This window comes from Microbacterium sp. 1S1, assembly GCF_008271365.1.
Classification (GTDB): Bacteria; Actinomycetota; Actinomycetes; order Actinomycetales; family Microbacteriaceae; genus Microbacterium.
The window spans coordinates 2,438,862-2,459,838 of record NZ_CP043430.1; the positions used below are offsets into that span (position 1 = coordinate 2,438,862).

At 70.0% G+C, this 20,977-nt stretch carries 21 protein-coding genes; 12 read left to right on the plus strand and 9 right to left on the minus strand.

Annotation, left to right across the window (positions count from 1 at the left end; all coding sequences use genetic code 11):
* Window positions 1-58: 58 nt before the first annotated feature.
* From FY549_RS11765 to mutM, 4 genes are read left to right on the plus strand one after another with little or no spacing between them, the layout of a single operon-like run.
* Complete coding sequence (locus tag FY549_RS11765; protein WP_025103319.1) at window positions 59-553, plus strand: YceD family protein; 495 nt, start codon at window positions 59-61, stop codon at window positions 551-553.
* Window positions 554-555: 2 nt separating this feature from the next.
* Window positions 556-765: a 50S ribosomal protein L32 gene (gene rpmF, locus FY549_RS11770; RefSeq protein ID WP_013586329.1), complete on the plus strand. Its 210-nt coding sequence runs from the start codon at window positions 556-558 to the stop codon at window positions 763-765.
* Between the two features lie 10 nt (window positions 766-775).
* A complete protein-coding gene (gene rnc, locus FY549_RS11775; RefSeq protein WP_149085188.1) occupies window positions 776-1,468 on the plus strand; it encodes a ribonuclease III in 693 nt (230 codons plus the stop codon).
* The gene (mutM, locus tag FY549_RS11780; RefSeq protein ID WP_025103321.1) at window positions 1,461-2,324 is read left to right on the plus strand and encodes a bifunctional DNA-formamidopyrimidine glycosylase/DNA-(apurinic or apyrimidinic site) lyase; all 864 of its coding nucleotides are present in this window, start codon (window positions 1,461-1,463) and stop codon (window positions 2,322-2,324) included. Before rnc ends, mutM begins: the two co-directional genes overlap by 8 nt.
* A gap of 75 nt (window positions 2,325-2,399) precedes the next feature.
* Here the strand turns inward: mutM and FY549_RS11785 are convergent, their stop codons facing one another.
* From FY549_RS11785 to FY549_RS11800, 4 genes are all read right to left on the minus strand, one after another.
* Entirely contained in the window at window positions 2,400-3,719 is a 1,320-nt protein-coding gene (locus FY549_RS11785) for an FtsX-like permease family protein (protein WP_149085189.1), read from the minus strand.
* Window positions 3,716-4,411: an ABC transporter ATP-binding protein gene (locus FY549_RS11790; protein ID WP_149085190.1), complete on the minus strand. Its 696-nt coding sequence runs from the start codon at window positions 4,409-4,411 to the stop codon at window positions 3,716-3,718. The genes FY549_RS11785 and FY549_RS11790 overlap by 4 nt, the downstream gene beginning before the upstream one ends.
* Before the next feature lie 99 nt (window positions 4,412-4,510).
* Window positions 4,511-5,590 (minus strand): GNAT family N-acetyltransferase, encoded by a 1,080-nt coding sequence (locus FY549_RS11795; protein ID WP_149085191.1) that lies wholly within the window; start codon window positions 5,588-5,590, stop codon window positions 4,511-4,513.
* A gap of 109 nt (window positions 5,591-5,699) precedes the next feature.
* Complete coding sequence (locus FY549_RS11800) at window positions 5,700-5,984, minus strand: hypothetical protein (protein ID WP_149085192.1); 285 nt, start codon at window positions 5,982-5,984, stop codon at window positions 5,700-5,702.
* A gap of 521 nt (window positions 5,985-6,505) precedes the next feature.
* Between FY549_RS11800 and smc the strand changes: the two genes are divergently transcribed.
* On the plus strand, window positions 6,506-10,048 hold the full coding sequence (gene smc / locus FY549_RS11805; protein ID WP_149085193.1) for a chromosome segregation protein SMC: 3,543 nt from the start codon (window positions 6,506-6,508) through the stop codon (window positions 10,046-10,048).
* A 124-nt stretch (window positions 10,049-10,172) separates the two neighbouring features.
* Here the strand turns inward: smc and FY549_RS11810 are convergent, their stop codons facing one another.
* Complete coding sequence (locus FY549_RS11810; RefSeq protein WP_149085194.1) at window positions 10,173-10,850, minus strand: alpha/beta hydrolase; 678 nt, start codon at window positions 10,848-10,850, stop codon at window positions 10,173-10,175.
* Window positions 10,851-10,878: 28 nt separating this feature from the next.
* Between FY549_RS11810 and ftsY the strand changes: the two genes are divergently transcribed.
* Both ftsY and FY549_RS11820 read left to right on the plus strand, forming a co-directional pair.
* On the plus strand, window positions 10,879-11,751 hold the full coding sequence (gene ftsY / locus FY549_RS11815) for a signal recognition particle-docking protein FtsY (protein WP_149085195.1): 873 nt from the start codon (window positions 10,879-10,881) through the stop codon (window positions 11,749-11,751).
* Window positions 11,752-11,794: 43 nt separating this feature from the next.
* Window positions 11,795-12,295, plus strand: coding sequence for a DUF2004 domain-containing protein (locus FY549_RS11820; protein ID WP_060922216.1), 501 nt, complete (start codon window positions 11,795-11,797; stop codon window positions 12,293-12,295).
* 10 nt (window positions 12,296-12,305) lie between these two features.
* Here FY549_RS11820 and lipA read toward each other — a convergent pair whose 3' ends face one another.
* Together lipA and lipB are read right to left on the minus strand one after the other, a co-directional pair.
* Complete coding sequence (gene lipA, locus FY549_RS11825; RefSeq protein ID WP_149085196.1) at window positions 12,306-13,295, minus strand: lipoyl synthase; 990 nt, start codon at window positions 13,293-13,295, stop codon at window positions 12,306-12,308.
* Complete coding sequence (lipB, locus tag FY549_RS11830; protein WP_149085197.1) at window positions 13,292-13,945, minus strand: lipoyl(octanoyl) transferase LipB; 654 nt, start codon at window positions 13,943-13,945, stop codon at window positions 13,292-13,294. Before lipB ends, lipA begins: the two co-directional genes overlap by 4 nt.
* A gap of 85 nt (window positions 13,946-14,030) precedes the next feature.
* Between lipB and FY549_RS11835 the strand changes: the two genes are divergently transcribed.
* The 4 genes from FY549_RS11835 to ffh all read left to right on the plus strand — a co-directional run bounded on the left by FY549_RS11835 (window position 14,031) and on the right by ffh (window position 17,369).
* Entirely contained in the window at window positions 14,031-14,618 is a 588-nt protein-coding gene (locus FY549_RS11835; RefSeq protein ID WP_149085198.1) for a TetR/AcrR family transcriptional regulator, read from the plus strand.
* 66 nt (window positions 14,619-14,684) lie between these two features.
* Entirely contained in the window at window positions 14,685-15,287 is a 603-nt protein-coding gene (locus FY549_RS11840; protein ID WP_149085199.1) for a hypothetical protein, read from the plus strand.
* Window positions 15,284-15,793, plus strand: coding sequence for an RNA polymerase sigma factor (locus FY549_RS11845; protein WP_149085200.1), 510 nt, complete (start codon window positions 15,284-15,286; stop codon window positions 15,791-15,793). The genes FY549_RS11840 and FY549_RS11845 overlap by 4 nt, the downstream gene beginning before the upstream one ends.
* 13 nt (window positions 15,794-15,806) lie before the next feature.
* Window positions 15,807-17,369, plus strand: coding sequence for a signal recognition particle protein (gene ffh / locus FY549_RS11850; RefSeq protein ID WP_149085201.1), 1,563 nt, complete (start codon window positions 15,807-15,809; stop codon window positions 17,367-17,369).
* A 12-nt stretch (window positions 17,370-17,381) separates the two neighbouring features.
* Here ffh and FY549_RS11855 read toward each other — a convergent pair whose 3' ends face one another.
* Complete coding sequence (locus FY549_RS11855) at window positions 17,382-18,290, minus strand: EamA family transporter (protein WP_149085202.1); 909 nt, start codon at window positions 18,288-18,290, stop codon at window positions 17,382-17,384.
* A gap of 78 nt (window positions 18,291-18,368) precedes the next feature.
* Between FY549_RS11855 and FY549_RS11860 the strand changes: the two genes are divergently transcribed.
* Complete coding sequence (locus FY549_RS11860; RefSeq protein WP_149085203.1) at window positions 18,369-19,247, plus strand: LysR family transcriptional regulator; 879 nt, start codon at window positions 18,369-18,371, stop codon at window positions 19,245-19,247.
* A 183-nt stretch (window positions 19,248-19,430) separates the two neighbouring features.
* On the opposite strand, the gene glpK is transcribed toward FY549_RS11860, so the two are convergent.
* Complete coding sequence (gene glpK / locus FY549_RS11865; protein ID WP_149085204.1) at window positions 19,431-20,945, minus strand: glycerol kinase GlpK; 1,515 nt, start codon at window positions 20,943-20,945, stop codon at window positions 19,431-19,433.
* Window positions 20,946-20,977 lie beyond the last annotated feature (32 nt).

Consider the following 20,977-nt stretch of genomic DNA (forward strand, 5'->3'; position numbering starts at 1 on the left):
CCGACTCAACAGCCCCTTCGTTCTCCCGGTCCGTGACATCGTCCGGCGCCCGGGGGAGATGCGCGAGCACTCCTTCTCCGTGCCCCTGACGGAGCAGTGGGGGGAGGGGATCGTCTCCTTCGAGGCGGGCTCGGAACTCGATCTCGACGTGCGGCTGGAGTCCGTCCACGAGGGCATCCTCGTCACCGGAGAGGCGGAGGGTGAGTATGTCGGCGTGTGCGGTCGATGCCTCACCGACATCGCTCGGCCCGTCGAAGTCGAGTTCCAGGAGCTTTTCGCGTATCCTGGTGAGGAAGAAACTGACTTCGAGGTTCAAGACGACCACGTGGATCTTGAAACTCTCGTCAGGGATGCGGCCGTACTGGCCCTTCCTTTTCAGCCGGTGTGTCAGCCGGATTGCCTCGGGCTCGACCCGGTCACAGGCGAGAGGCTGACCGAGAGCACCGGAACGGAGCAGGCCGCTCCCATCGATCCTCGGTGGAGCGCGCTCCAGCAGATCACAGACCAGGACGGCACGGCAGAACGCGGTGCCGCCGAGAAAGAAGAGAGCTAGTCATGGCTGGTAACCCCCCGAAGCGCAAGGTCTCCCGTTCGAACACCCGCTCGCGCCGCGCGCAGTGGAAGGCGGAGGCCCCCGCGCTCGTCAAGACCATCGAGAACGGCAAGGTCGTCTACAGCCGTCCGCACCAGGCGAAGGTCGTCACCGACTCGCAGGGCACCGAGCTCTTCCTCGAGTACAAGGGCCGCAAGGTCGCCGACGTCTGAGTCGCGTACCGTGACGGAGGTCCCCGGGGGGACGAGACCTCTCCCAGACAAGCTCCGCGTCGACATCGACGCGGAGCTTCTGGAGTTGGCCCTCACCCATCGCTCCTACGCGTACGAACACGGCGGTATCCCGCACAACGAGCGTCTCGAGTTCCTGGGCGACTCGGTGCTGGGCCAGGCCGTGACGGTCATGCTCTTCACACGGCATCCCGAGCTCGACGAGGGGGAGCTGGCGAAGCGGCGCGCGAGCGTCGTGTCGACGGTCGCCCTGGCCGAGGTCGCTCGTGGCATCGACCTGGGCAGCCATCTGCTGCTCGGGCGCGGTGAGGAGCAGACCGGCGGTCGCGACAAGGACTCGATCCTCGCGGACACGATGGAGGCCGTCATCGGGGCCACCTATCTGTCCGCAGGCCCCGAGGCCGCGACGAGCCTCGTACTACGCCTGACCGAGCCACTGCTCGCCGACCCCGAGCGGTACGGCGCGGCGATGGATCCGAAGACGAGCCTGCAGGAACTCGCTGCGCGCCTCGGCGCGACGCCGCCACAGTACTCCGTCGAGGCGAGCGGACCCGATCATGACCGGCGCTTCACGGCGACCGTGGCCGTGGGCGACGTCCGCATGACCGGTGCCGGCAGCAGCAAGAAGACGGCGGAGATGGCCGCTGCCCTGAGTGCCTGGCGCACGCTCAGCGAGCGTGCCTGAGCTTCCCGAGGTCGAGGTCGTCCGCTCCGGCCTCGCACCGGCGGCCGTGGATGCGGTCATCACGGGCGTCAGCGTCTTCGACGAGCGCGCCCTCACCCGACACACCGCCGGTGCTGCCGACTTCGTCCAGCGACTGGAGGGTCGCCGCTTCACCGCGGCGGCGCGGCGCGGCAAGTTCCTCTGGCTCCCCGTGGACGATGGCGACTCCGCTCTGATCGCCCACCTCGGCATGAGCGGGCAGATGCTGCTTCGCGCACCCGACGCCCCGACCGAGCGGCACGAGCGCGTCCGCCTCGGCATCGAGCACCCGCGGCATGGCGAGCTGGCCATCGTCTTCGCGGACCAGCGCACGTTCGGATCGCTCGCCGTCGACGCTCTCATCGCCGACGGCCCCTCCCGTATCCCGACGCAGGTCGCGCACATCGCACGCGACCCGCTCGACCCGTTCTTCGACGACCGGGTCTTCCGGGCCGCTCTCGCCCGGCGGCACAGCGCGATCAAGCGGGTGCTGCTGGACCAGGGTGTCGTGAGCGGCATCGGCAACATCTACGCCGACGAGTCGCTGTGGGCGGCCCGCATCCATCCGGAGACACCGGCCGACGCTCTGCCGACCCGCGCCGTGAATCGCCTGCTCGCGGAAGTGCGATCGGTCCTGCAGAAGGCTCTCGCCGAGGGCGGCACGAGCTTCGACGCCCAGTACGTCAACGTCAACGGGCAGGCCGGGTACTTCGCGCACTCGCTGAACGCCTACGGTCGTGGCGGCAAGCCCTGCCCCCGCTGCGGGACCCCGATCACCCGTGCGGCGTTCATGAACCGCTCGTCGCACTTCTGCCCGCGCTGTCAGCGGAGGCGCTGATCCGGCGCAGCCGGAGCAGGCGACACGTCCGCTCCGTCCGGGTGCGGTGACTGGTCCGCGAGGACATCCGGCGAGTCACGCCGGAGCGAACGCCCGGTCCAGCAGCGGACGCGTCGCCCAGGTGCTCGCCCACACGACGCCGATGCCGGCGGCCACGACGATCGCGATCGTCATCAACGAGAGCGGGGCGACGACGAGCGCGATCCCGACCAGGGGGAACACCAGCAGGGCGGCGCACAGCGCCGATCCCAGGGCCGTGATCAGCAGCGGCGACATGATGGCGCGACGACGAGCACGGTCGACGGTCTCGACGGGCATACCCAGGTGGTGCAGGCTGTGGTGGAGGTCGCTCTTGTCGAGGACGTCCGACGCCTGGTTCACGCCGACGGACGCGGCCACCATCAGGAACGAACCGATGAGGGTGATGATGAGCCCGGTGCGGATGTCCTCCGCGAGCGTGATGCTGGAAGGATCGTCGCCAGCCCCGATCGTGTCCAAGAGGGCGACGCCGGTGCCCGCGAAGACGGCCATGAAGCTCGCCATCGCGATGCCGCCGACCTGACGCCAGGCGGCTTTCGGCGAGTCGAGCACGAGCCGTGCGGCCAGCAGCCGCTCCGGACGCTCTGCCCGACGGAGCTGGCGTCCCGCCGAGACCTTCAGGACCCACGGGCCGAGCAGGTTGAGAACGCTCAGCGCGAGAGCGAACATGGCGCTGACGACGGCGATCGTCGCCACGACCCCGCCGATCATGGGGAAGACCTTGATGAGAGCGAAGGCGAGGGCGATGCCGACGACCGCGATCACGGCGCGGATCCAATGCACGTTCGTCGGGGCCGTCCGCGTACGGACGCCGAGTGGCGAGATCACGACGCGGCGCAGCCCCACGATGGCGCTTCCGGCGGCGAGCACGAGCACGCCTGCCACGACGGCGGCGATCATCACCGGAGGAAGCACGACGGCGGGGAGGCCGAGCGGCTCGCCGCGGAAGGGAATCAGACCGATGAGCGGGCTCAGCGCCAGGTGGCCGCCCACTCCGATCACCGCACCTGCCGCGGCGACGAGCACGGATTCGACGACGGTCGCCGTCGTCACCCCGCCGGGAGTGACGCCGAGCAGCCGCAGCGTCGACAGACGCTCGTCGCGCCGTCGCGCCGACAGCCGGGCGGCGGCACCGCCGAGGGAGGTCAGGGGGACGACGAGGAGGACGAGGGCGATGGCGGCGAGGCCCTGATAGAGGACGGCCTCCGTGTCTGTCCACGTCCAGAAGGCCTGGGCTCCGCCGATGACGGTGAGGACGAGGGCCGTGACGACACCGAAGGCGGTGATCGGCAGCGCGAGGACGCTTCGCTGTCCGGGAGCGGGGCGCAGGAGCAGACCGAGTACGGAGAGGTTCACGCGTTCACCGCCGATCCGAGGATGCGGCCGTCCCGGACCGCAACGGTGCGGGTGCACCGCGCGGCGACGTCGGCATCGTGCGTCACGACGATGAGGGTGCGGCCCTGCCCCGTCGTCGACCACAGGAGCGCATCCATGACCTCGGCGGAGGTGTGCGAGTCCAGGGCTCCGGTCGGCTCGTCCGCGAAGACGAGGTCCGCCCCCGTCGCCTGGGCGCGCGCGATGGCCACCCGCTGGGCCTGTCCTCCCGACAGTTCGCCGATGCGCCGTTCCTCCAGGCCGCCGAGACCCAGCGCCGCGAGCCACGACGCCGCGTGGGGGAGCGCGTCCTTCTTGGCGACGCCGTTGATCATCGAGGCGAGCGCGACGTTCTCCACCGCCGTCAGCTCGGGGATCAGCAGTCCCTGCTGGAAGACGAACCCGAAGCGCTCGCGACGCAGCCGGGATCGCGCCGCCTCACCCAGCGCCGTCACGTCGATGGCCGCGCCCGTCGAGGGGTGGAAGACCACGCGGCCGCTGTCCGGTGCGGTGATGCCCGCCAGCACATGCAGGAGCGTCGTCTTTCCCGAGCCCGATGCGCCCATGATGGCGACGGACTCGCCGCGGTGCACCGCGAGGTCGACACCGGCGAGGGCGTGGGTGACGCCGTAGGTTTTCACGAGGGCGTGGGCTTCGATCACGGGAGCGTTCATGTTCCCAGCCTCGTCGTGGGCCCGTGTCCGCGTCGTCGGTCCGGCGGATGAAGCTGAGCGGCGGCCGTCATCCGGGAGGATGACGGCCGCCGCTCGTCGTCAGATCTTCTTCTGCCACGCTCCGGCGTACGACACGGGCACGAAGCCGATCGCCTCGTTGATGTCGAGCATCGGGCGGTTCTCCTCCGCATTGAAGGTGGAGACCACGGTCGACCCGGGAACGAGCTCCCGCCAGCGCAGGAGGTTGGCGCACTTGACGATCGTGCCGAGCCGGTGACCGCGATGGTCCTTCGCGACCAGGGTCCCGAACTGGTGGGTGGTCCCGGTCTTCTCCGCGCCGATCAGCAGCTCGTTGTACGCGACGAGCGTGCCGGAGGGAACGTGCTCCACCGCCACGACGGAGACCGTCTGGCCGGCCGCGGTCAGCCGTGCGTCCCGGCGGATGACGCGGTCGGCATTCCACACCTCGGCCACGAAGTCCATGTCGCCGCTCGGGGCGTCGGTCGACAGCCGAGCGAGGACGGACGCGTAGCCGTCTCGGAGTTCCGGGGGAGTGGGAAGGAGCCATTCGACGATGCGGTAATCCGGTCCTGCCGCAGCGAGGGCCGCGCGCAGGGCAGCGCGAAGGGGTGCGCTGTCGGCCCGCAGGTCCAACTCGCTGTTCCGCTCGACCTGTTCGAGCGTGTAGCCGTGCGCGGCGACGAGATCGCTCTCGGCGGTAGCCGGAATCCGTCCCCACCCGGTCCGCGGTACGAGCATGCGCTCCCCCTCTTCGGGGCGATGCAGGGTCCACATCTGCAGAACAGTCCGTCCCCGTGTCTGGGCCTCGGTCTCGGCGCGGGCGAGCAGGGCCTCCTCGACGCCTCGCCCCCAGTGTGCGGACGGGACGAGGAGATCGATCTCCGCGGCGTTCGCCTCGGTCTCCTGCGCGAAGGAGACGGTCACCATGCCGACGATCGCGTCTTCTTCGCGGGCCACGAAGCCGAGGTCGAGCGAATCGGTGTCGTCCTGCCAGTCCGGAAGCAGCTGCGCGGCGTCCGGGGCGAGGTCGGGCAGGCCGACCTGCTCGTCGCAGATCTGTCGGTTCAGGGCGCCGTACGCGCGGAAGTCCGCGGCGTTCGCATCGGCGAGTGTGGCCGGGACGATCAACGGCGTGATCGTCAGTGCGGCGGTCGTCATGTCAGGTCCTTCGTGTCGGAGGGAGGAGGAGGTGCCGGTTGCCCCGGCGCCCGTCCGCAGGTGAGCGGACGGGCGCCGGGTCGGCGTCGATGCGGTCGTCATCGCCCGGTCAGCGCATTCCGCGCTGCATGTCGTACAGGAGGAGGGCGTGCGATTCCGCGGCCGAGCGGTGACGCTGCTCTCCGACGAGGAACAGGTCGCCGGGCTCGACGATCCACGTCCGGCGCGGACGTCGGGGCCGCTGCGCCCGCTGAAGCAGCCAGAGGCCGATTCGGAGCGAGAGGCGGTCCGCGACACGGAGCTGATCGAGCTCGTCGTCGCGGGGGATCTGGAGGACCTCGCGGTCCTCGGTATCGGGCGGATGGGTAATGCTGCGTGACAGCGTGATGTTCACGGTGGTTCCTTCGAAAGGGATGGATGGGGTGCGGAAGCACCACGTCAGGACCGAGTCGTCGGCCGCGGCGGGTGCGGACGAGAGCAGCGCCTACGGAGCCGCGGAGAGCGGGGGCCGGAGGCGGCGGGGATCCATGATCCGACGGATCAGAGGGTGGGACGCGACAGAACAGGCGGGAGAAGGCCCGGATCGGGCCTGCGTTCCCAGGCTGCGGTTCTAGCCGAGCGAGCCGTGACGGACGCCGGCGGTCACCGATGCCGCGTGGCGCGGCGCGGAGTGCGCGGGCGCGGCGAGGCCAAAGACCTCTGCGGTGTGCTGAGTGATCATCATCGGTAACCTCCTTTCGTGTGGCGATCCGGAGGCCACCGTAGCGAAACTCTCAGCCGATCGTCAAGCAATTCGTGCTAAAACCGGCGTGTCGCGCTGGACCGAAGCTTCGCTGCGACCGCGCGGGATACCGGCCGTTCCGCGGAATTCCGGTAGCGTAGCCGCGTGAATCTCCCTGGACGAGCGGCCGCCCCATGCACCTGAAGAGCCTGACGCTCAAGGGATTCAAATCGTTCGCCCAGCCCACGAGCTTCGTGTTCGAGCCCGGTGTCACGTGCATCGTCGGCCCCAACGGCTCCGGCAAGTCGAACGTCGTCGATGCCCTCGCCTGGGTGATGGGGGAGCAGGGCGCGAAGACCCTCCGCGGCGGGAAGATGGAGGACGTCATCTTCGCGGGCACCTCGACTCGCGGTCCGCTCGGGCGCGCTGAGGTGCAGCTCACGATCGACAACGCCGACGGCGCGCTGCCGATCGAATATGCCGAAGTGACGATCAGCCGCACGCTCTTCCGTAACGGTTCCAGCGAGTACGCCATCAACGGCGAGAGCTGCCGCCTGCTCGACGTGCAGGAACTGCTCAGCGACTCGGGACTCGGTCGGGAGATGCACGTCATCGTCGGTCAGGGACGGCTCGACACCGTCCTGCAGGCGTCGCCCGAGGACCGCCGCGGCTTCATCGAGGAAGCGGCCGGCATCCTCAAGCACCGTCGGCGGAAGGAGAAGACCCTTCGCAAGCTCGACGCGATGGAGGCCAACCTCACGCGGTTGAGCGACCTCGCCGGGGAGATCCGTCGTCAGCTCAAACCGCTCGGTCGTCAGGCCGAGATCGCCCGGGAGGCACAGACGATCGCCGCGGTGGTGCGGGACGCCAAGGCGCGCCTGTTCGCCGATGACGTCGTCGCGCTGCGCACCGCCCTCGCCGACCACACGCGGACGGAGCAGGAACGGCACACCGAACGGCTCGTGCTGACCGACCAGGCGGAGACCGTACGCGCCGGCATCGCCCGGCTCGAGAAGGACCAGAACTCCGTCGCCGTGGACGAGGCACGCCGTATCGCCTTCGGCCTCGAGCAGGTGCAGGAGCGGATGCGCGGCCTGTACACGCTCGCCAATCAACGCCTCGCGCTCCTCGGCTCTGAGGAGGATGACGCGGCCGTCACCGCGGTGACCGTCACGCAGGCGACGATCGACGAAGCGAAGGAGGATATCGAGTCGATCTCCTCCGGTCTCGGCGATGCCCAGGACGCGGCGGCCGCCGCCGGCCGGGAGGTCGTGAACGCCCGAGCCGAGCTCGACACCCTCGACGTGGACATCGCGGAGCAGAGTGCGCTCGTCTCCGAGTACGACATGCGGGTCTCCGCCCTGCGCGGGAACGCCGACGCGGCCGCCTCGGCATTGGCCGCCGTTCGGGGCGCGGTCCTCCGTCAGGAGAACGCCCTTGAAGCCGCACACGCTCGACGGCGTGAGGCCGAAGAGGCGCTGGAGGCGATCGACGACGCGGAGGCGCCGGAGGGCACGGCGGTCGAGTATGCCGCCGCCTACGAGAGCGCCCAGCGTGCGGCGACGGCGGCGGAGGCGGAACGGGAGAGCCTTCGCGAGCGTCTGCACGCTGCGGAGCGCGAGGTGGACGCCCTCACGGCGAAGGCCGCCGCGTTGAGCAGTGCGCTGTCGCTGTCGGGAGGTGCCGCCGAGATCGTCGCGGAGGGCGGCCCCGGAATCCGCGGTCTCGTCGGCGATGCCGTGCAGGTGCGGGCGGGATACGAAGCAGCGATCGCGGCCGTGCTCGGTCCGCTGGCCGAGGGCGTGCTGGTCGGTTCCGCGGAGGATGCGTTCATCCTGGCGGCGGAGGCCGCGGAGCGCCGCCGTGGGGTGGTCGACTTCGTGGTCGCCGACGCCCCGCGGGAGCGGGCGCCGCACCCGGCCGTCGGCGGCGTCATCGCGGCGACCGAGACGGTGACCGCGCCGGACGGCGTTCTCGGGATCCTGACGCATGTGCTCATCGCCGACGACCTCGATGCGGCGCGGGCCGCACGGCGCGTTCTCGACGCCGACGGCGACACCGCGACCACGATCGTGACGACCGGGGGCGACGTCATCACCGCCCAGACGCTGCGGACCGGCTCCGGAGGGGAGCGCTCTCGCCTCGAACTCGCCGCGGAGCGCGATGCCGCGACCGAGCGGCTCACCGAGATCCAGATCGTCGTCGACTCCTTGCGCGAGGCGCGCATCGACGCCGACGAGGCGGTCGAGGAGACGCGGCGTCAGGCGAAGGACGCGCTCCGCGCACTGCGCGAGCACGATGCGGCCCTCGCGACGCACGCGGAGCAGGTCAACAAGGTGACCGTGCGGCACGAGGCCGCCGTCGCTGAGTGCGACCGCCTCGAGACCGGGCTCGCGCAGGCTCAGTCCGCTGTCGCCGACGCGGAGGCGAAGGCGGAGGCCGCGAAGGCGGAGCTCGATGCCGCGATCGCCGCGCCCCGGCCGGTCCTGGACGCTTCGGCCCGCGACGGGCTGCTGGAGGCGCTGGAGCGTGCCCGTGAGGGCGAGGTGACGGCACGCTTGGAGGTCGAGACGCTGCGTGAGCGCGTGCGTGCCGCGCAGTCTCGGGTGACGGCGCTGGAGCGGCAGCGCGAGCAGGAGCGGGACGCCGCGGCGGAGGCCGCGCGACGTGCCGTGATCCGTCGGGCACAGCGCGAGGCGGCATCCGGAGTGGTGGACGAGCTGCCGCGCATCCTCGACTCCCTGGACCGTTCGGTGACCGAGGCGCGCGTCGCGTTGGCGGAGGCGGAGGCTGCTCGATCGGCGCAGAACGAGGAGCTCGTCGCTCTCCGCGCCCAGGAGTCCTCGCTCCGGGAACGTCTGGCCGGGCTCACAGAGAGCGTGCACGGTCTGGAACTGCAGATCCACGAGAAGAAGCTCCATCTGCACAGCCTGTTGGAGCGCGTATCCTCCGAGCTCTCGTTGGACGAGGACGTGCTCGTCGCCGAGTACGGTCCCGACCAGCTCGTACCCCGGGACCCGGGGGCGGAACCGGCCGACGGCGAGCTCGACGACACGGCGATCCCGTTCGACCGACGTATCCAGCAGCGGCGGCTGGCGGACGCCGAGCGGAAGCTCGCCCAGCTCGGCCGGGTGAACCCGCTCGCGCTGGAGGAATTCGCGGCCCTGGAGCAGCGCCACGCGTTCCTCACCACGCAGCTCGCGGACCTGACGCAGACCCGGCAGGACCTCTTGACGATCATCGCCGACCTCGACGAGCGCATGCAGACGATCTTCGCCAGCGCGTTCGAGGACACCAAGGAGGCGTTCGGCCAGGTCTTCCCGCTGCTGTTTCCCGGCGGCACCGGCAGCATCTCCCTGACCGATCCGGAGAACATGCTGACCACGGGGATCGAGGTCTCGGTCCGTCCCGTGGGGAAGAAGATCGAGCGACTGTCGCTGTTGTCCGGCGGTGAGCGGTCTCTGGCCGCGGTGGCGCTGCTGGTGGCGATCTTCAAGGCGCGTCCCAGCCCGTTCTACATCCTCGACGAGGTCGAGGCCGCGCTGGACGACGCGAACCTCGGGCGGCTCCTCACGGTCTTCGAGCAGCTGCGCGAGAGCTCTCAGCTCCTCGTCATCACGCACCAGAAGCGGACGATGGAGATCGCCGACGCCCTCTATGGTGTGTCGATGCGTCAAGACGGCGTCTCCGCCGTGGTCGGTCAGCGCGTCGGCGACCGCGCCGCCGCCGCTGTCTGACTCGCTCCGCCGTCGAGGCCCGCGCACAACTGCGGAGATCATGGCCACCACCCGGCGTGTCGCCGGCAGAGTCCGGCGTGTCGCCTGCGGTCTCCGAACCTGTGATCAGGTGGACCGGAGCGGGTCACATCGTGAGGGACCGTTCGAACGCGGTGACGGCGGTGGGGAAGTCGGGGTGATCCTGGGGACGGTGAGCGTATCCGGAGAGCACGATGTGGTCAGCCCCGACGTCAACGAGCCGTCGGGCGATGAGCTCGTACTCCTCGTTCCAGCCGCCGGTGACCGCGAGCATCGGGACGCCGTGGAGGGCGCGTGCCCTGATGCCGTGTCCCCACGGAAGGTTCGTCGTCGCCCAATGCCGGGCGACGGCGCGCTCGTCCTCCCAGCGGCTCCGCGTGGAGGGGCCGCCGAACATGAGCGGGCGCAGGATCGACCAGAAGCCGAAGAGGTCGTCCTCGGCCGCGCGTGAGCGCGCCTCCGTCACCACGGCGATATGCCGCTCGATCGGTGCGTCACCGCGGGCGATGTCGTACAGGGCGGGCTCGACGAGGACGAGGCCGGACACCCGCAGGCCGTCGGCGACGGCGCGGACGGCGGTCACCGCGCCGATGGAGTGGGCGAACAGGATCGGCCTCCGGTCGCGCTCTCCCTCGACGAGAGCGCGCGCCTGTGCGTCGACGGATGACTCCGGCGGGAAGCTGAGGAAGGTCCCCGATTCCGGATCCTGCGAGGGCCATGCGGCGGTGCCGCGCCTCCCGGCGCCGTGGAGGAACACCCGGTGCGGGAGCGGCGCGCGGTGCATCCCTGGATGCTACCCGTAGGCTGGACGCATGGCAGAGAAGTCCTGGTCTCTCGGTCGCGCGCTGCGCGGCATGTTCGTGAAGCCCACCATCGACGAGACGACGTGGGAAGACCTGGAGACGGCACTGATCACGGCGGACTTCGGCCCCGACATCAGCGAGCGCATCGTCGAAGAGCTGCGCGACAAGGTCGCGAAGTACCGCACCACCGACCCCAAGGACCTTCAGCGCATGTTGCGGGAGACCCTGGAGGAACACTTCGCCAAGTTCGACACCACGCTCAAGCTGACCGAGCGCCCCGCCGTGGTCCTCGTGGTCGGCGTGAACGGCGTGGGCAAGACGACGACGATCGGGAAGTTCACGAAGTTCCTCCGCGGTTACCAGCGGAGCGTGGTCGTCGGCGCTGCCGACACCTTCCGTGCCGCCGCCGTCGACCAGCTCGCCACCTGGGCTCAGCGCGGGGGCGCGGCGATCGTCCGACCGCAGCAGGAGGGCCAGGACCCCGCGTCCGTCGCCTTCCAGACCGTCGAGTACGCGAAGCGTGAAGGCATGGAGATCGCCATCATCGACACGGCGGGACGCCTGCACACCAAGGGCGGCCTCATGGACGAGCTGGGCAAGATCCGCCGCGTCATCGAGAAGCAGGCACCGATCAGCGAGGTGCTCCTGGTCCTCGACGCGACGACGGGGCAGAACGGCGTCATGCAGGCGGAGACCTTCCTGCAGCACGCCGGCGTCACGGGACTCGTGCTCACCAAGCTCGACGGGTCCGCCAAGGGCGGCTTCGTACTCGCGGTGCAGGAGCGCACGGGCATCCCGGTGAAGCTCCTCGGACAGGGCGAGGGCATCGACGATCTGACCGGTTTCACGCCGCACGTGTTCGTGCAGGCGCTGGTCGGCTGACACAGGGCTACCGCCCCGGGCACCAGGCTGGTTTCATAGCGTTATGGCGATCGAACACGACTACTTCGGACTGCTGTCGTCGGGCCCCGACGGCTCGATCTTCTGGTCGGAGACGGTCGAGCTCGGCGACCAGAGCGTGACGGTCGACCTGACGGCCCCGGACCAGGACGACGTGTCCGCCGACGCCCTCGATATCGCTGCGGGACTCATCGCGGGTCTCGAGAACGTGGACGCGACCGCGCGGCGCGGGATGCTCGCCGAGGTCGACGACCGCACGAGCGAGGTGACCGAGTACATCCTGCAGCAGCAGGAGGTGTTCGGCGACGACCTCCCCGACGTCCTCATCGACGTGTCCGGCGACGCGGCCGTCGACATCATTCGATCCCTGCGCCTGATGAGCATGACGATCCTCGCGGACGAGCACGGTGGGTCCGAACCGTTCGCCGTCCTGGAGTACGCGCTCGACGACAGCGCCACCGACGACGTGCTCCTGGTCAACCTGGGTTCCGACGGCAGCGTGCAGTCGGTCATGAGCGCCGACTGACCGCCGCGCGTCAGACCGCCTGCGCGAAGCCGAGGTCGGCGCTCTCCGCGATGTGCGCGAGGTGCGGGGGGATCTCGCGCCCCTTCGAGGTCATCGACTGCGCCCAGAGCCGTCCGGCCCGGTACGAGGAGCGCACCAGCGGACCGGCCAGCACCCCGAGGAAGCCGATCCGCTCCGCCTCCTCCTTGAACTCGACGAACTCGGCCGGTTTCACCCACCGCGACACCGGGAGATGACGCGGGGTCGGGCGGAGGTACTGGGTGATGGTGATGATGTCGCAGCCGGCATCGTGGAGGTCCTGCAGCGCCTGGACGACCTCCTCCGGCTCCTCGCCCATGCCGAGAATGAGGTTCGACTTCGTGATGAGTCCGGCGTCGCGGGCCTGCGTGAGAACGTTGAGGGAGCGCTCGTAGCGGAAGGCCGGCCGGATGCGCTTGAAGATGCGGGGCACGGTCTCCACGTTGTGCGCGAACACCTCCGGACGGGCATCGAAGATCTGGCCCAGGAAGGCCGGGTCCGCGTTGTGCTCGTTGGCCAGCAGCTCCACGCCGGTGTTCGGGTTCAGCTCGTGGATCTTGCGCACCGTCTCGGCGTTGAGCCAGGCCCCGGTGTCGGGGAGGTCGTCGCGGGCCACGCTCGTGACGGTCGCGTATCGGAGGTTCATTCGCTGCACGCTCTCGGCCACGCGTCGCGGCTCGTCGGTGTCGTAATCAGCGGGCTTTCCCGTGTCGATCTGGCAGAAGTCGCAGCGGCGCGTGCACTGGGAGCCGCCGATGAGGAAGGTCGCCTCCCGGTCCTCCCAGCACTCATAGATGTTCGGGCAGCCGGCCTCCTGGCACACCGTGTGCAGGTCCTCGCTCTTGACGAGCGAGTGCAAGGCGGAGTATTCCGGCCCCATCTTCGCCTTGGTCTTGATCCACTCGGGCTTCCGCTCGATCGGCGTCTCGGCGTTGCGGATCTCGAGGCGAAGGAGCTTGCGCCCCTCGGGTGCGGCGGTCATGCCGGGACTCCTGTCAGGTCGGCTGCGGTGTGTGCGGCACGGAAGGCGTCACGCACGGCGTCGACGAGGTCGAGCGGGCCGACCACGCGCCCGGACACCTCGCTCACCGTCGTCACTCCGGCGTCCGTGATGCCGCAAGGGATGATGTCGCGGAAGGGCGCGAGGCTGTTGTCGCAGTTGACGGCGAAGCCGTGCATGGTGACGCCCTGCTGCACGCGCACACCGATCGCGGCCACCTTGTCCTCCGACAGCGGTCGACGCACCCAGACGCCGCTCCGGCCCTCGACCTGGTGGCCGTCGACGCCGAAGGGACGGAGCACCTCGATGAGGATCCGCTCCAGCCGCCGGACGTGCGCGACCACATCCATCGGCTCCGGGAGCCGGAAGATCGGGTAGCCGACGAGCTGACCCGGCCCGTGCCACGTGATCTTCCCGCCGCGGTCGACGTCGATGACGGGGGTGCCGTCCTGCGGGCGCTCGTGCGGCTCCGTGCGCTTACCCGCGGTGTACACGGCGGCGTGCTCGAGCAGGAGCAGCGTATCCGGCCGGGCGCCGGAGACGACGTCCGCGTGCACGCGGCGTTGCAGCTCCCACCCCTCGGTGTAGGGGACGGGAGTGGGCACGAAGCCCGGGGTGAGGATGTCGAGCATGCGTCGTCGCTTCCCTCGAATACATGGATTGCGTCCAACAATACATCCCTCACGGCGATACGGCGCGCCGCGGTAGCGTGAAGGCATGAATCGGACTGGTCGCGCCGGCCGCCCCAAGGCCTCATCTCGCGAGACCCTCGCCGAGGCCGCCTGCGAGCTCTTCCTCGAGCGCGGCTACGACGCGACCTCCGTCGCCGACATCACGCAGCGTGCCGGCGTGAGTCGGTCGAGCTTCTTCAACTACTTCACGTCCAAGAGCGACGTCCTGTGGTCCGGCATCGATGAGCGCATCGGCGTCGCGATCAGAGCTCTGGATGCTCTCGGGCGTGATGCGACAGGAGAGCGGGTGCGGGCGATCCTCCAGGGGGTCGTGCAGGACTTCGCGCCGGATCCGCTCGCCCTGGCACTGCGGAACGCGGCGGCCATGGCGCTGGAAGAGGAGCTGGTGCGAGACACGGGACTCCGGCTGGCGCGCCTGTCGGCCGCCGTCTCCCGCGCTGCATGCGCCGCCGGGATCGACGTCATGCGCGCCGACGTGCTCGGCGCCGCGCAGGCTGCCGCAGTGCTGTCCGCTCTTCGGGTGTGGGCGGAGGAGGGCGCCGGGCGCGGGACCCCAGAATCCGTGCTCCGTGAAGCCCTCGCCCGGGTCCACGATCTGCCCTGGGGGGAGTGACCCGCGGACGGATCGGCGTCGGCCGGACAGGTCAGTGATGAAGGCATCCCTGACGAGGAGGACACCATGACCCCGGATCCGCTGGACGACCTGCTGGATGGCTCGACGCCGCCCACTCCCACCCTCGCTCGACACGAGCTGCGGGCGATGATCGACGCGTCCCGTCGGCGCGCGCGTCCCCGACTCCGGTCGCGCGGTGCGATCGCCGCCGTGACGGCCGTGGTCCTGGTGGGCGGTGCCGGGGTGGCGACCGCATCCTCCGACTGGCTCTGGGGTGACGGTTTGGAGGACCCCGCACGGAGCTACCGGTTCACCGCGCCGACCTGGGGCGAGTGCGAGATCCGCTTCAGCCGCCTGGACACGCACAACCCGCTGATCCAGGCCGATGTCGATCGTGTGGTCGATCAGTGGTTCGCCTCGGCGGATGTGGAGGCGGAGGCTGCGCCCTACGTGGACGGCCAGTTGCGGATGCACGAGCAGGCCGACGAGGCCGCGGGTGTTCCGGCGACCGATCGGAACGCAGCGGACACACGGGCCTGGATGGCTCACGAGGGTGCGTTGAACGAGGCGCTCCACGCCGAACTCGAGGAGCACGGGTTCGGGCCGATCCCCGGAGCCGAATCCCACTCCCAGGTGCACTGCGACGACGAAACCGGGAGCGGCGAGTGAGCAGTCGAGCCGACGACGCGGCGCTGGTCGCCGCGTTCGAAGCGTGCGCCCCGGATCTCCTGGCCTATCTCGCGCGTCGGGTCGGGTCGGATGACGCCGGCGACCTGCTCGGCGAGACGATGGTCGTCGCCTGGCGGCGTGTCCGGCGTCTTCCGGACGACCCCGAACGCGCGCGGATGTGGCTGTTCGGCGTCGCGCGGAAGACCCTGCTCAACCACACGCGGGGCGAGCGGCGACGGCGCGCCCTGCAGGACCGCATGCGTGGACAGGGAGACGACAGCCCGCTGCACGCGCCGCCGGCGGACGGCGGCTCGGAGGTGCGCGATGCCATCGCGCGCCTCGGTCCGGACCTCGCTGAGATCGTGCGGCTGGTGCACTGGGACGGGTTCACCCTGTCCGACGCGGCCGCGCTGCTCGGCGTCCCGGCGTCCACGGCGAGAGGGCGGTACCAGCGCGCCAAGGAGCAGCTCCGCGCCGCGCTGAGCGTGGAGGCTCCGCTCACGTAGAATCGTAGGCACCATGGCTACCTTTGGCACGCTCTCCGATCGGCTCACCGACACCTTCCGCAACCTGCGCACGAAGGGAAAGCTCACCGCCGCCGACGTCGACGGCACGGTGCGCGAGATCCGTCGCGCTCTGCTCGACGCCGACGTCGCGCTCGCGGTCGTCAAGGATTTCACGGCCAGGGTGCGCGAGCGCGCGCTCGGCGACGAGGTCAACAAGGCGCTGAACCCCGCGCAGCAGGTGGTGCAGATCGTCAACGAGGAGCTCGTCCAGATCCTCGGTGGCGAGCAACGGCGTCTGCAGTTCGCCAAGACCGCGCCGACCGTGATCATGCTCGCGGGCCTTCAGGGATCGGGAAAGACGACGTTCGCCGGCAAGCTGGCCAAGCAGCTCGAAGGAGAAGGCCACACGCCGCTCCTCGTCGCCGCCGACCTCCAGCGTCCGAACGCCGTGAACCAGCTCCAGGTCGTCGCCGAGCAGGCCGGGGCCACGGTGTACGCCCCCGAGCCGGGCAACGGTGTGGGTGACCCGGTCAAGGTGTCGCGCGACGGGGTCGAGTACGCCCGCCGCCAGCAGCATGACGTCGTCATCATCGACACCGCCGGTCGCCTCGGCGTCGACGCCGAGCTCATGAAGCAGGCCGCGGACATCCGCAAGGCCGTCGACCCGGACGAGGTGCTGTTCGTCATCGATGCGATGATCGGTCAGGACGCGGTCAACACCGCGAAGGCCTTCCAGGAGGGCGTCGACTTCACCGGCGTCGTGCTCTCGAAGCTCGACGGCGATGCCCGAGGTGGAGCGGCATTGTCCGTCGCCTCGGTCACCGGTCGTCCGATCATCTTCGCCTCCACGGGTGAGCGGCTGGAAGACCTCGAGCCGTTCTACCCCGACCGTATGGCGAGCCGCATCCTCGACCTCGGTGACATCCTGACCCTCATCGAGCAGGCCCAGCAGGCCTTCGACGAGGAGGAGGCGCGCAAGGTCGCGGAGAAGCTCGCGAACGAGGCCTTCACCCTGGAGGACTTCCTCGAGCAGCTCCAGCAGATGAAGAAGATGGGCTCGATGAAGAAGATGCTCGGGATGCTCCCGGGCATGGGCCAGATGAAGCAGCAGCTCGAAGACTTCGACGAGCGCGAGATCGATCGCACCGAGGCCATCATCCGCTCGATGACGCCTGTCGAGCGTCGCAACCCGAAGATCCTCAACGGGTCGCGTCGACTTCGCATCGCGCGCGGTTCCGGGATGACCGTCACCGACGTGAACCAGCTCGTGCAGCGTTTCGAGCAGGCGGCGAAGATGATGAAGACGGTTGCGCGCGGTGGCACGCCGAACATTCCGGGCATGGGCCCGGTCCCCGGCATGGGAAAGCCCGGTGCCTCGTCGAAGCGAGGCAAGAAGGGCAAGGGCGGCGGCGGTAACCGCTCCCGCTCGGGGAACCCCGCGAAGCGTGCGGCGGAGAACGCCGGCCTCGCGGCCTCGTCGGCTCCGACCGGCTCGGGCTTCGGCCTGGGTGGGGGCGGCGCGGCACCGTCGGAGGCGGACCTCGCCGAGATCCAGAAGCTCTTCGGCAAGAACTGAGCGGCGGCGAACTCAGCGCAGTGCCACCGGTGCGGCCGAAGGGTCGCCCGCGGTCGCCGGCGTGCCTCGCGGTCGCGCCACGAACTGCCCGCCGACGAGGGCGGCGAGCGTGATCACGATGCCCGCCACCTGGACCAGGGTGAAGCTCTCGCCGGCGACGAGGACGCCGAGCAGTGTCGCGACGACCGGTGAGAGCAGTGCGAGGAGGCCGGGCACGATCACTGGCAGACGCTGGATACCGCGGAACCACAGCGTGTAGGCGATGATCCCTCCCGCGGTCGCAAGCCAGAGGTAGCCGAGGAGCGCGCCTGCGTCGAGGGGAGGAGGCGGGCCCTCGACCGCAAAGGTGAGGGGGAGGAGCAGCATCCCTCCCGCGGTGAGCTGCCAGCCCGCGTAGGCCACGGGGCCGACGCCGGAGGGGCGTCCCCAGCGCTTGGTGAGGATCATCCCGAGGCCGGTCGCCGTCACCCCGGCGAGAGCCGCGATGAGGCCCCAGAGATCCAGTGCCGCAGCGGGGCCGAGGACGACGAGGGCGACGCCACCCGCCCCGACCACGGCTGCCGCAGCGGATACCGGCCGGATGCGTTCTCCGAGGACGAGCGCCCCAAGCCCCAGCACGATCAGGGGCTGCGCTCCGGCGACGGCGGCGGCCACCCCACCGGGGAGGCGTTCGGCCGCGAGGAACAGCAGCGGGAAGAACGCTCCGATGTTGAGGGCACCGAGCGCGAGGGTCTTGCCCCACCACGCCCCGTGGGGCAGACGCCGCGCCAGCAGCACCGCGAGGAAGCCCGCGGGGAGCGAGCGGAGGAGGCCGGCGAGGAGCGGATGGCCGGCGGGGAGCAACTCCGTCGTGACGAGGTACGTCGTGCCCCACGCCGCAGGGGCCAGAGCCGTGACGAGTGTGAGTGCGAGGCGGTTCATGTTTTCAGCATGCGAGCCCTCGGCGTATGAGTCCAACGCATTGTTGTCACGCTAACGATGAGCGACGATCATAGACGAATGGATCTCCAGCAACTCCGTTACGTCGTTGCCGTCGCGGACACCGGGTCATTCACCCGGGCGGCCGAGCGCTGTCACGTCACCCAATCAGCACTGAGCCACCAGATCGCCGCCCTCGAGCGCGAAGTGGGTGTGCGGCTGTTCGCGAGGACCAGCCGGAGCGTCCGGGCGACGGAGTCGGGGGAGGCGTTCCTTCATTCCGCACGACGGGCGGTGCGCGCCGCGGACCAGGCGAAGGAGGATGCTGCGGCCGCCGGCGGAGAAGTGCTCGGGGCCCTCCGCCTCGGGATCATCCCCACGGTGACGGCGCTCGACGTTCCGGCGCTGCTCGTGGCGTACCGCGAGGCACACCCGGCCGCGAGGGTGGAGCTCCGGGTGGGCAACAGCGATACTCTCATGGCCGCGATCCGTCGGGGAGACCTCGACGTCGCCCTCCTCGGGCTCCGGGAGGGCCTGGACCCCGACGGGGTGGGCTCCCGGCCGCTCGCGCGGGATCCGCTCGTGGCGGTGCTGCCCCGGGGGCACGACCTCGGGGTTCGGCGATCGCTGCGGCTGAGCGACCTCGCGGATTCCGCGTTCGCCGACTTCCCCACCGGCACGTCCGGGCGGTCCCAGAGCGATGCGGCTTTCCTCGCGGCGGGGGTGCGGCGCGACGTGGCCTTCGAGGCGGACACCGCCGCGAGCCTGATCGGGCTGGTCGCCGCGGGACTGGCCGTCACCCTGCTCGCACCGGGCGTGGTGCGCGGGTTCGAGGATCGCGTCGACACGGTGCCGCTACGAGACGGCCCGGTCCGCATCGAGCATCTGGCGTGGGATGCCGAGGCGCCCCGCAGCGCTGCGCGGGCCTTCCTGCGGATCGTCGACGCCTCGGCCTCCTGAGGCCGACCTCCGTCCTCGGCCGGGGTTCGTCCGCTCACCTGCACGATTCGGGCACGTGTGCACGACGGAACCACCGGAAGCTCCGTGCAGCCGTGCCGCGGTCGTGCACGTGCGTGGTGAGAAGAAGTCGCCGGGACGACGAAGCGGGCCCGGGGAAACCCGGACCCGCTCGTCAGACGGTGGTCAGCGCACGTCGTCGTCGACCCAGTCCATCGACTTCGTGACGGCCTTGCGCCACAGGCGGAGCTGACGGTCGCGTTCCGCCTCGTCGAGAGAGGGCTCCCAACGGCGGTCCTCCTGCCAGTTCGCGGACAGGTCGTCGAGACCGCTCCAGAAACCGACCGCGAGGCCGGCCGCGTAGGCAGCGCCGAGCGCGGTGGTCTCCGCGACGACCGGACGGACTACCGGGACGCCGAGGATGTCGGCCTGGAACTGCATGAGCGCATCGTTGGCGACCATGCCGCCGTCGACCTTGAGCTCGCTGAGGTCCACTCCGGCGTCCGCGTTGACCGCATCGAGCACGTCGCGGGTCTGGAAGGCGACGGCCTCCAGGGCAGCGCGCGCGATGTGGTTCTTGTTCGCGTAACGGGTGAGGCCGACGATCGCGCCGCGGGCGTCCGGACGCCAGTAGGGGGCGAACAGACCCGAGAACGCGGGGACGATGTAGACGCCGCCGTTGTCATCGACCTTGTCGGCCAGCTCCTCGACCTCGGGAGCGGAGGAGATGATGCCGAGCTGGTCGCGCAGCCACTGGATAAGCGAACCGGTGACCGCGATCGATCCCTCCAGTGCGTAGTGCGTGGGCTGATCGCCGAGCTTGTACCCGACGGTGGTCAGCAGCCCGTTCTTCGAGCGGACGATCTCCTCGCCCGTGTTGAAGATGAGGAAGCAGCCCGTACCGTAGGTGTTCTTGCTCTCGCCCTTCTGGAACGCGGCCTGGCCGAACGTCGCCGCCTGCTGGTCGCCGAGGATGCCGGCGATCGGCGTCTCGCGCAGCAGCGATGAGCTCTCAGCCGCGCCGTAGACCTCGGAGGAGGAGCGGATCTCCGGCATCATCGAGCGCGGCACGCCGAACGCCTCGAGGATGTCGTCTCGCCACTCCAGCGTCTCGAGGTCCATGAACATGGTGCGCGAGGCGTTCGTGACGTCGGTCGCATGCACACCGCCGTCGATGCCGCCGGTGAGGTTCCAGAGCACCCAGGTGTCGGTCGTGCCGAACAGGAGGTCTCCGGCCTCGGCCTTCTCGCGCGCGCCCTCGACGTTCTCCAGGATCCAGGTGATCTTGGTGCCGGAGAAGTACGTCGCGAGGGGAAGTCCGACGATCGACTTGAACCGGTCGACGCCCTCGTCGCCCGCGAGGCGGTTGACGATCTCCTGCGTGCGGGTGTCCTGCCAGACGATGGCGTTGTAGACCGGCTTGCCCGTCGTCTTGTCCCACACGACGGCGGTCTCGCGCTGGTTCGTGATGCCGACCGCGGCGATGTCGTGGCGGGTCAGGTCGGCGCGACCGAGCGCCAGGCCGATTACCTCCTGGACGTTGCGCCAGATCTCGGCGGCGTCGTGCTCGACCCAGCCGGCCTTCGGAAGGATCTGCTCGTGCTCCTTCTGGCCGGTGGCGACGATGCTGCCCTTCTTGTCGAAGATGATCGCGCGGCTCGACGTCGTTCCCTGGTCGATCGCGATGATGTAGTCAGCCATGTGTTCTCCTTTGAATTCCCGAGCGGTTGAGG

What these genes read in the sequence shown, in the direction of transcription:
- ftsY (WP_149085195.1), top strand. Translation starts at nt 10,879, where the DNA reads ATGGCAGAGAAGTCCTGGTCTCTCGGTCGCGCGCTGCGCGGCATGTTC.
- glpK (WP_149085204.1), bottom strand. Translation starts at nt 20,945, where the DNA reads ATGGCTGACTACATCATCGCGATCGACCAGGGAACGACGTCGAGCCGC.
- FY549_RS11840 (WP_149085199.1), top strand. Translation starts at nt 14,685, where the DNA reads ATGACCCCGGATCCGCTGGACGACCTGCTGGATGGCTCGACGCCGCCC.
- smc (WP_149085193.1), top strand. Translation starts at nt 6,506, where the DNA reads ATGCACCTGAAGAGCCTGACGCTCAAGGGATTCAAATCGTTCGCCCAG.
- FY549_RS11855 (WP_149085202.1), bottom strand. Translation starts at nt 18,290, where the DNA reads ATGAACCGCCTCGCACTCACACTCGTCACGGCTCTGGCCCCTGCGGCG.
- FY549_RS11810 (WP_149085194.1), bottom strand. Translation starts at nt 10,850, where the DNA reads ATGCACCGCGCGCCGCTCCCGCACCGGGTGTTCCTCCACGGCGCCGGG.
- FY549_RS11835 (WP_149085198.1), top strand. Translation starts at nt 14,031, where the DNA reads ATGAATCGGACTGGTCGCGCCGGCCGCCCCAAGGCCTCATCTCGCGAG.
- FY549_RS11765 (WP_025103319.1), top strand. Translation starts at nt 59, where the DNA reads ATGCGCGAGCACTCCTTCTCCGTGCCCCTGACGGAGCAGTGGGGGGAG.
- FY549_RS11820 (WP_060922216.1), top strand. Translation starts at nt 11,795, where the DNA reads ATGGCGATCGAACACGACTACTTCGGACTGCTGTCGTCGGGCCCCGAC.
- FY549_RS11790 (WP_149085190.1), bottom strand. Translation starts at nt 4,411, where the DNA reads ATGAACGCTCCCGTGATCGAAGCCCACGCCCTCGTGAAAACCTACGGC.
- lipB (WP_149085197.1), bottom strand. Translation starts at nt 13,945, where the DNA reads ATGCTCGACATCCTCACCCCGGGCTTCGTGCCCACTCCCGTCCCCTAC.
- FY549_RS11795 (WP_149085191.1), bottom strand. Translation starts at nt 5,590, where the DNA reads ATGACGACCGCCGCACTGACGATCACGCCGTTGATCGTCCCGGCCACA.
- ffh (WP_149085201.1), top strand. Translation starts at nt 15,807, where the DNA reads ATGGCTACCTTTGGCACGCTCTCCGATCGGCTCACCGACACCTTCCGC.
- lipA (WP_149085196.1), bottom strand. Translation starts at nt 13,295, where the DNA reads ATGACCGCCGCACCCGAGGGGCGCAAGCTCCTTCGCCTCGAGATCCGC.
- rpmF (WP_013586329.1), top strand. Translation starts at nt 556, where the DNA reads ATGGCTGGTAACCCCCCGAAGCGCAAGGTCTCCCGTTCGAACACCCGC.
- FY549_RS11860 (WP_149085203.1), top strand. Translation starts at nt 18,369, where the DNA reads ATGGATCTCCAGCAACTCCGTTACGTCGTTGCCGTCGCGGACACCGGG.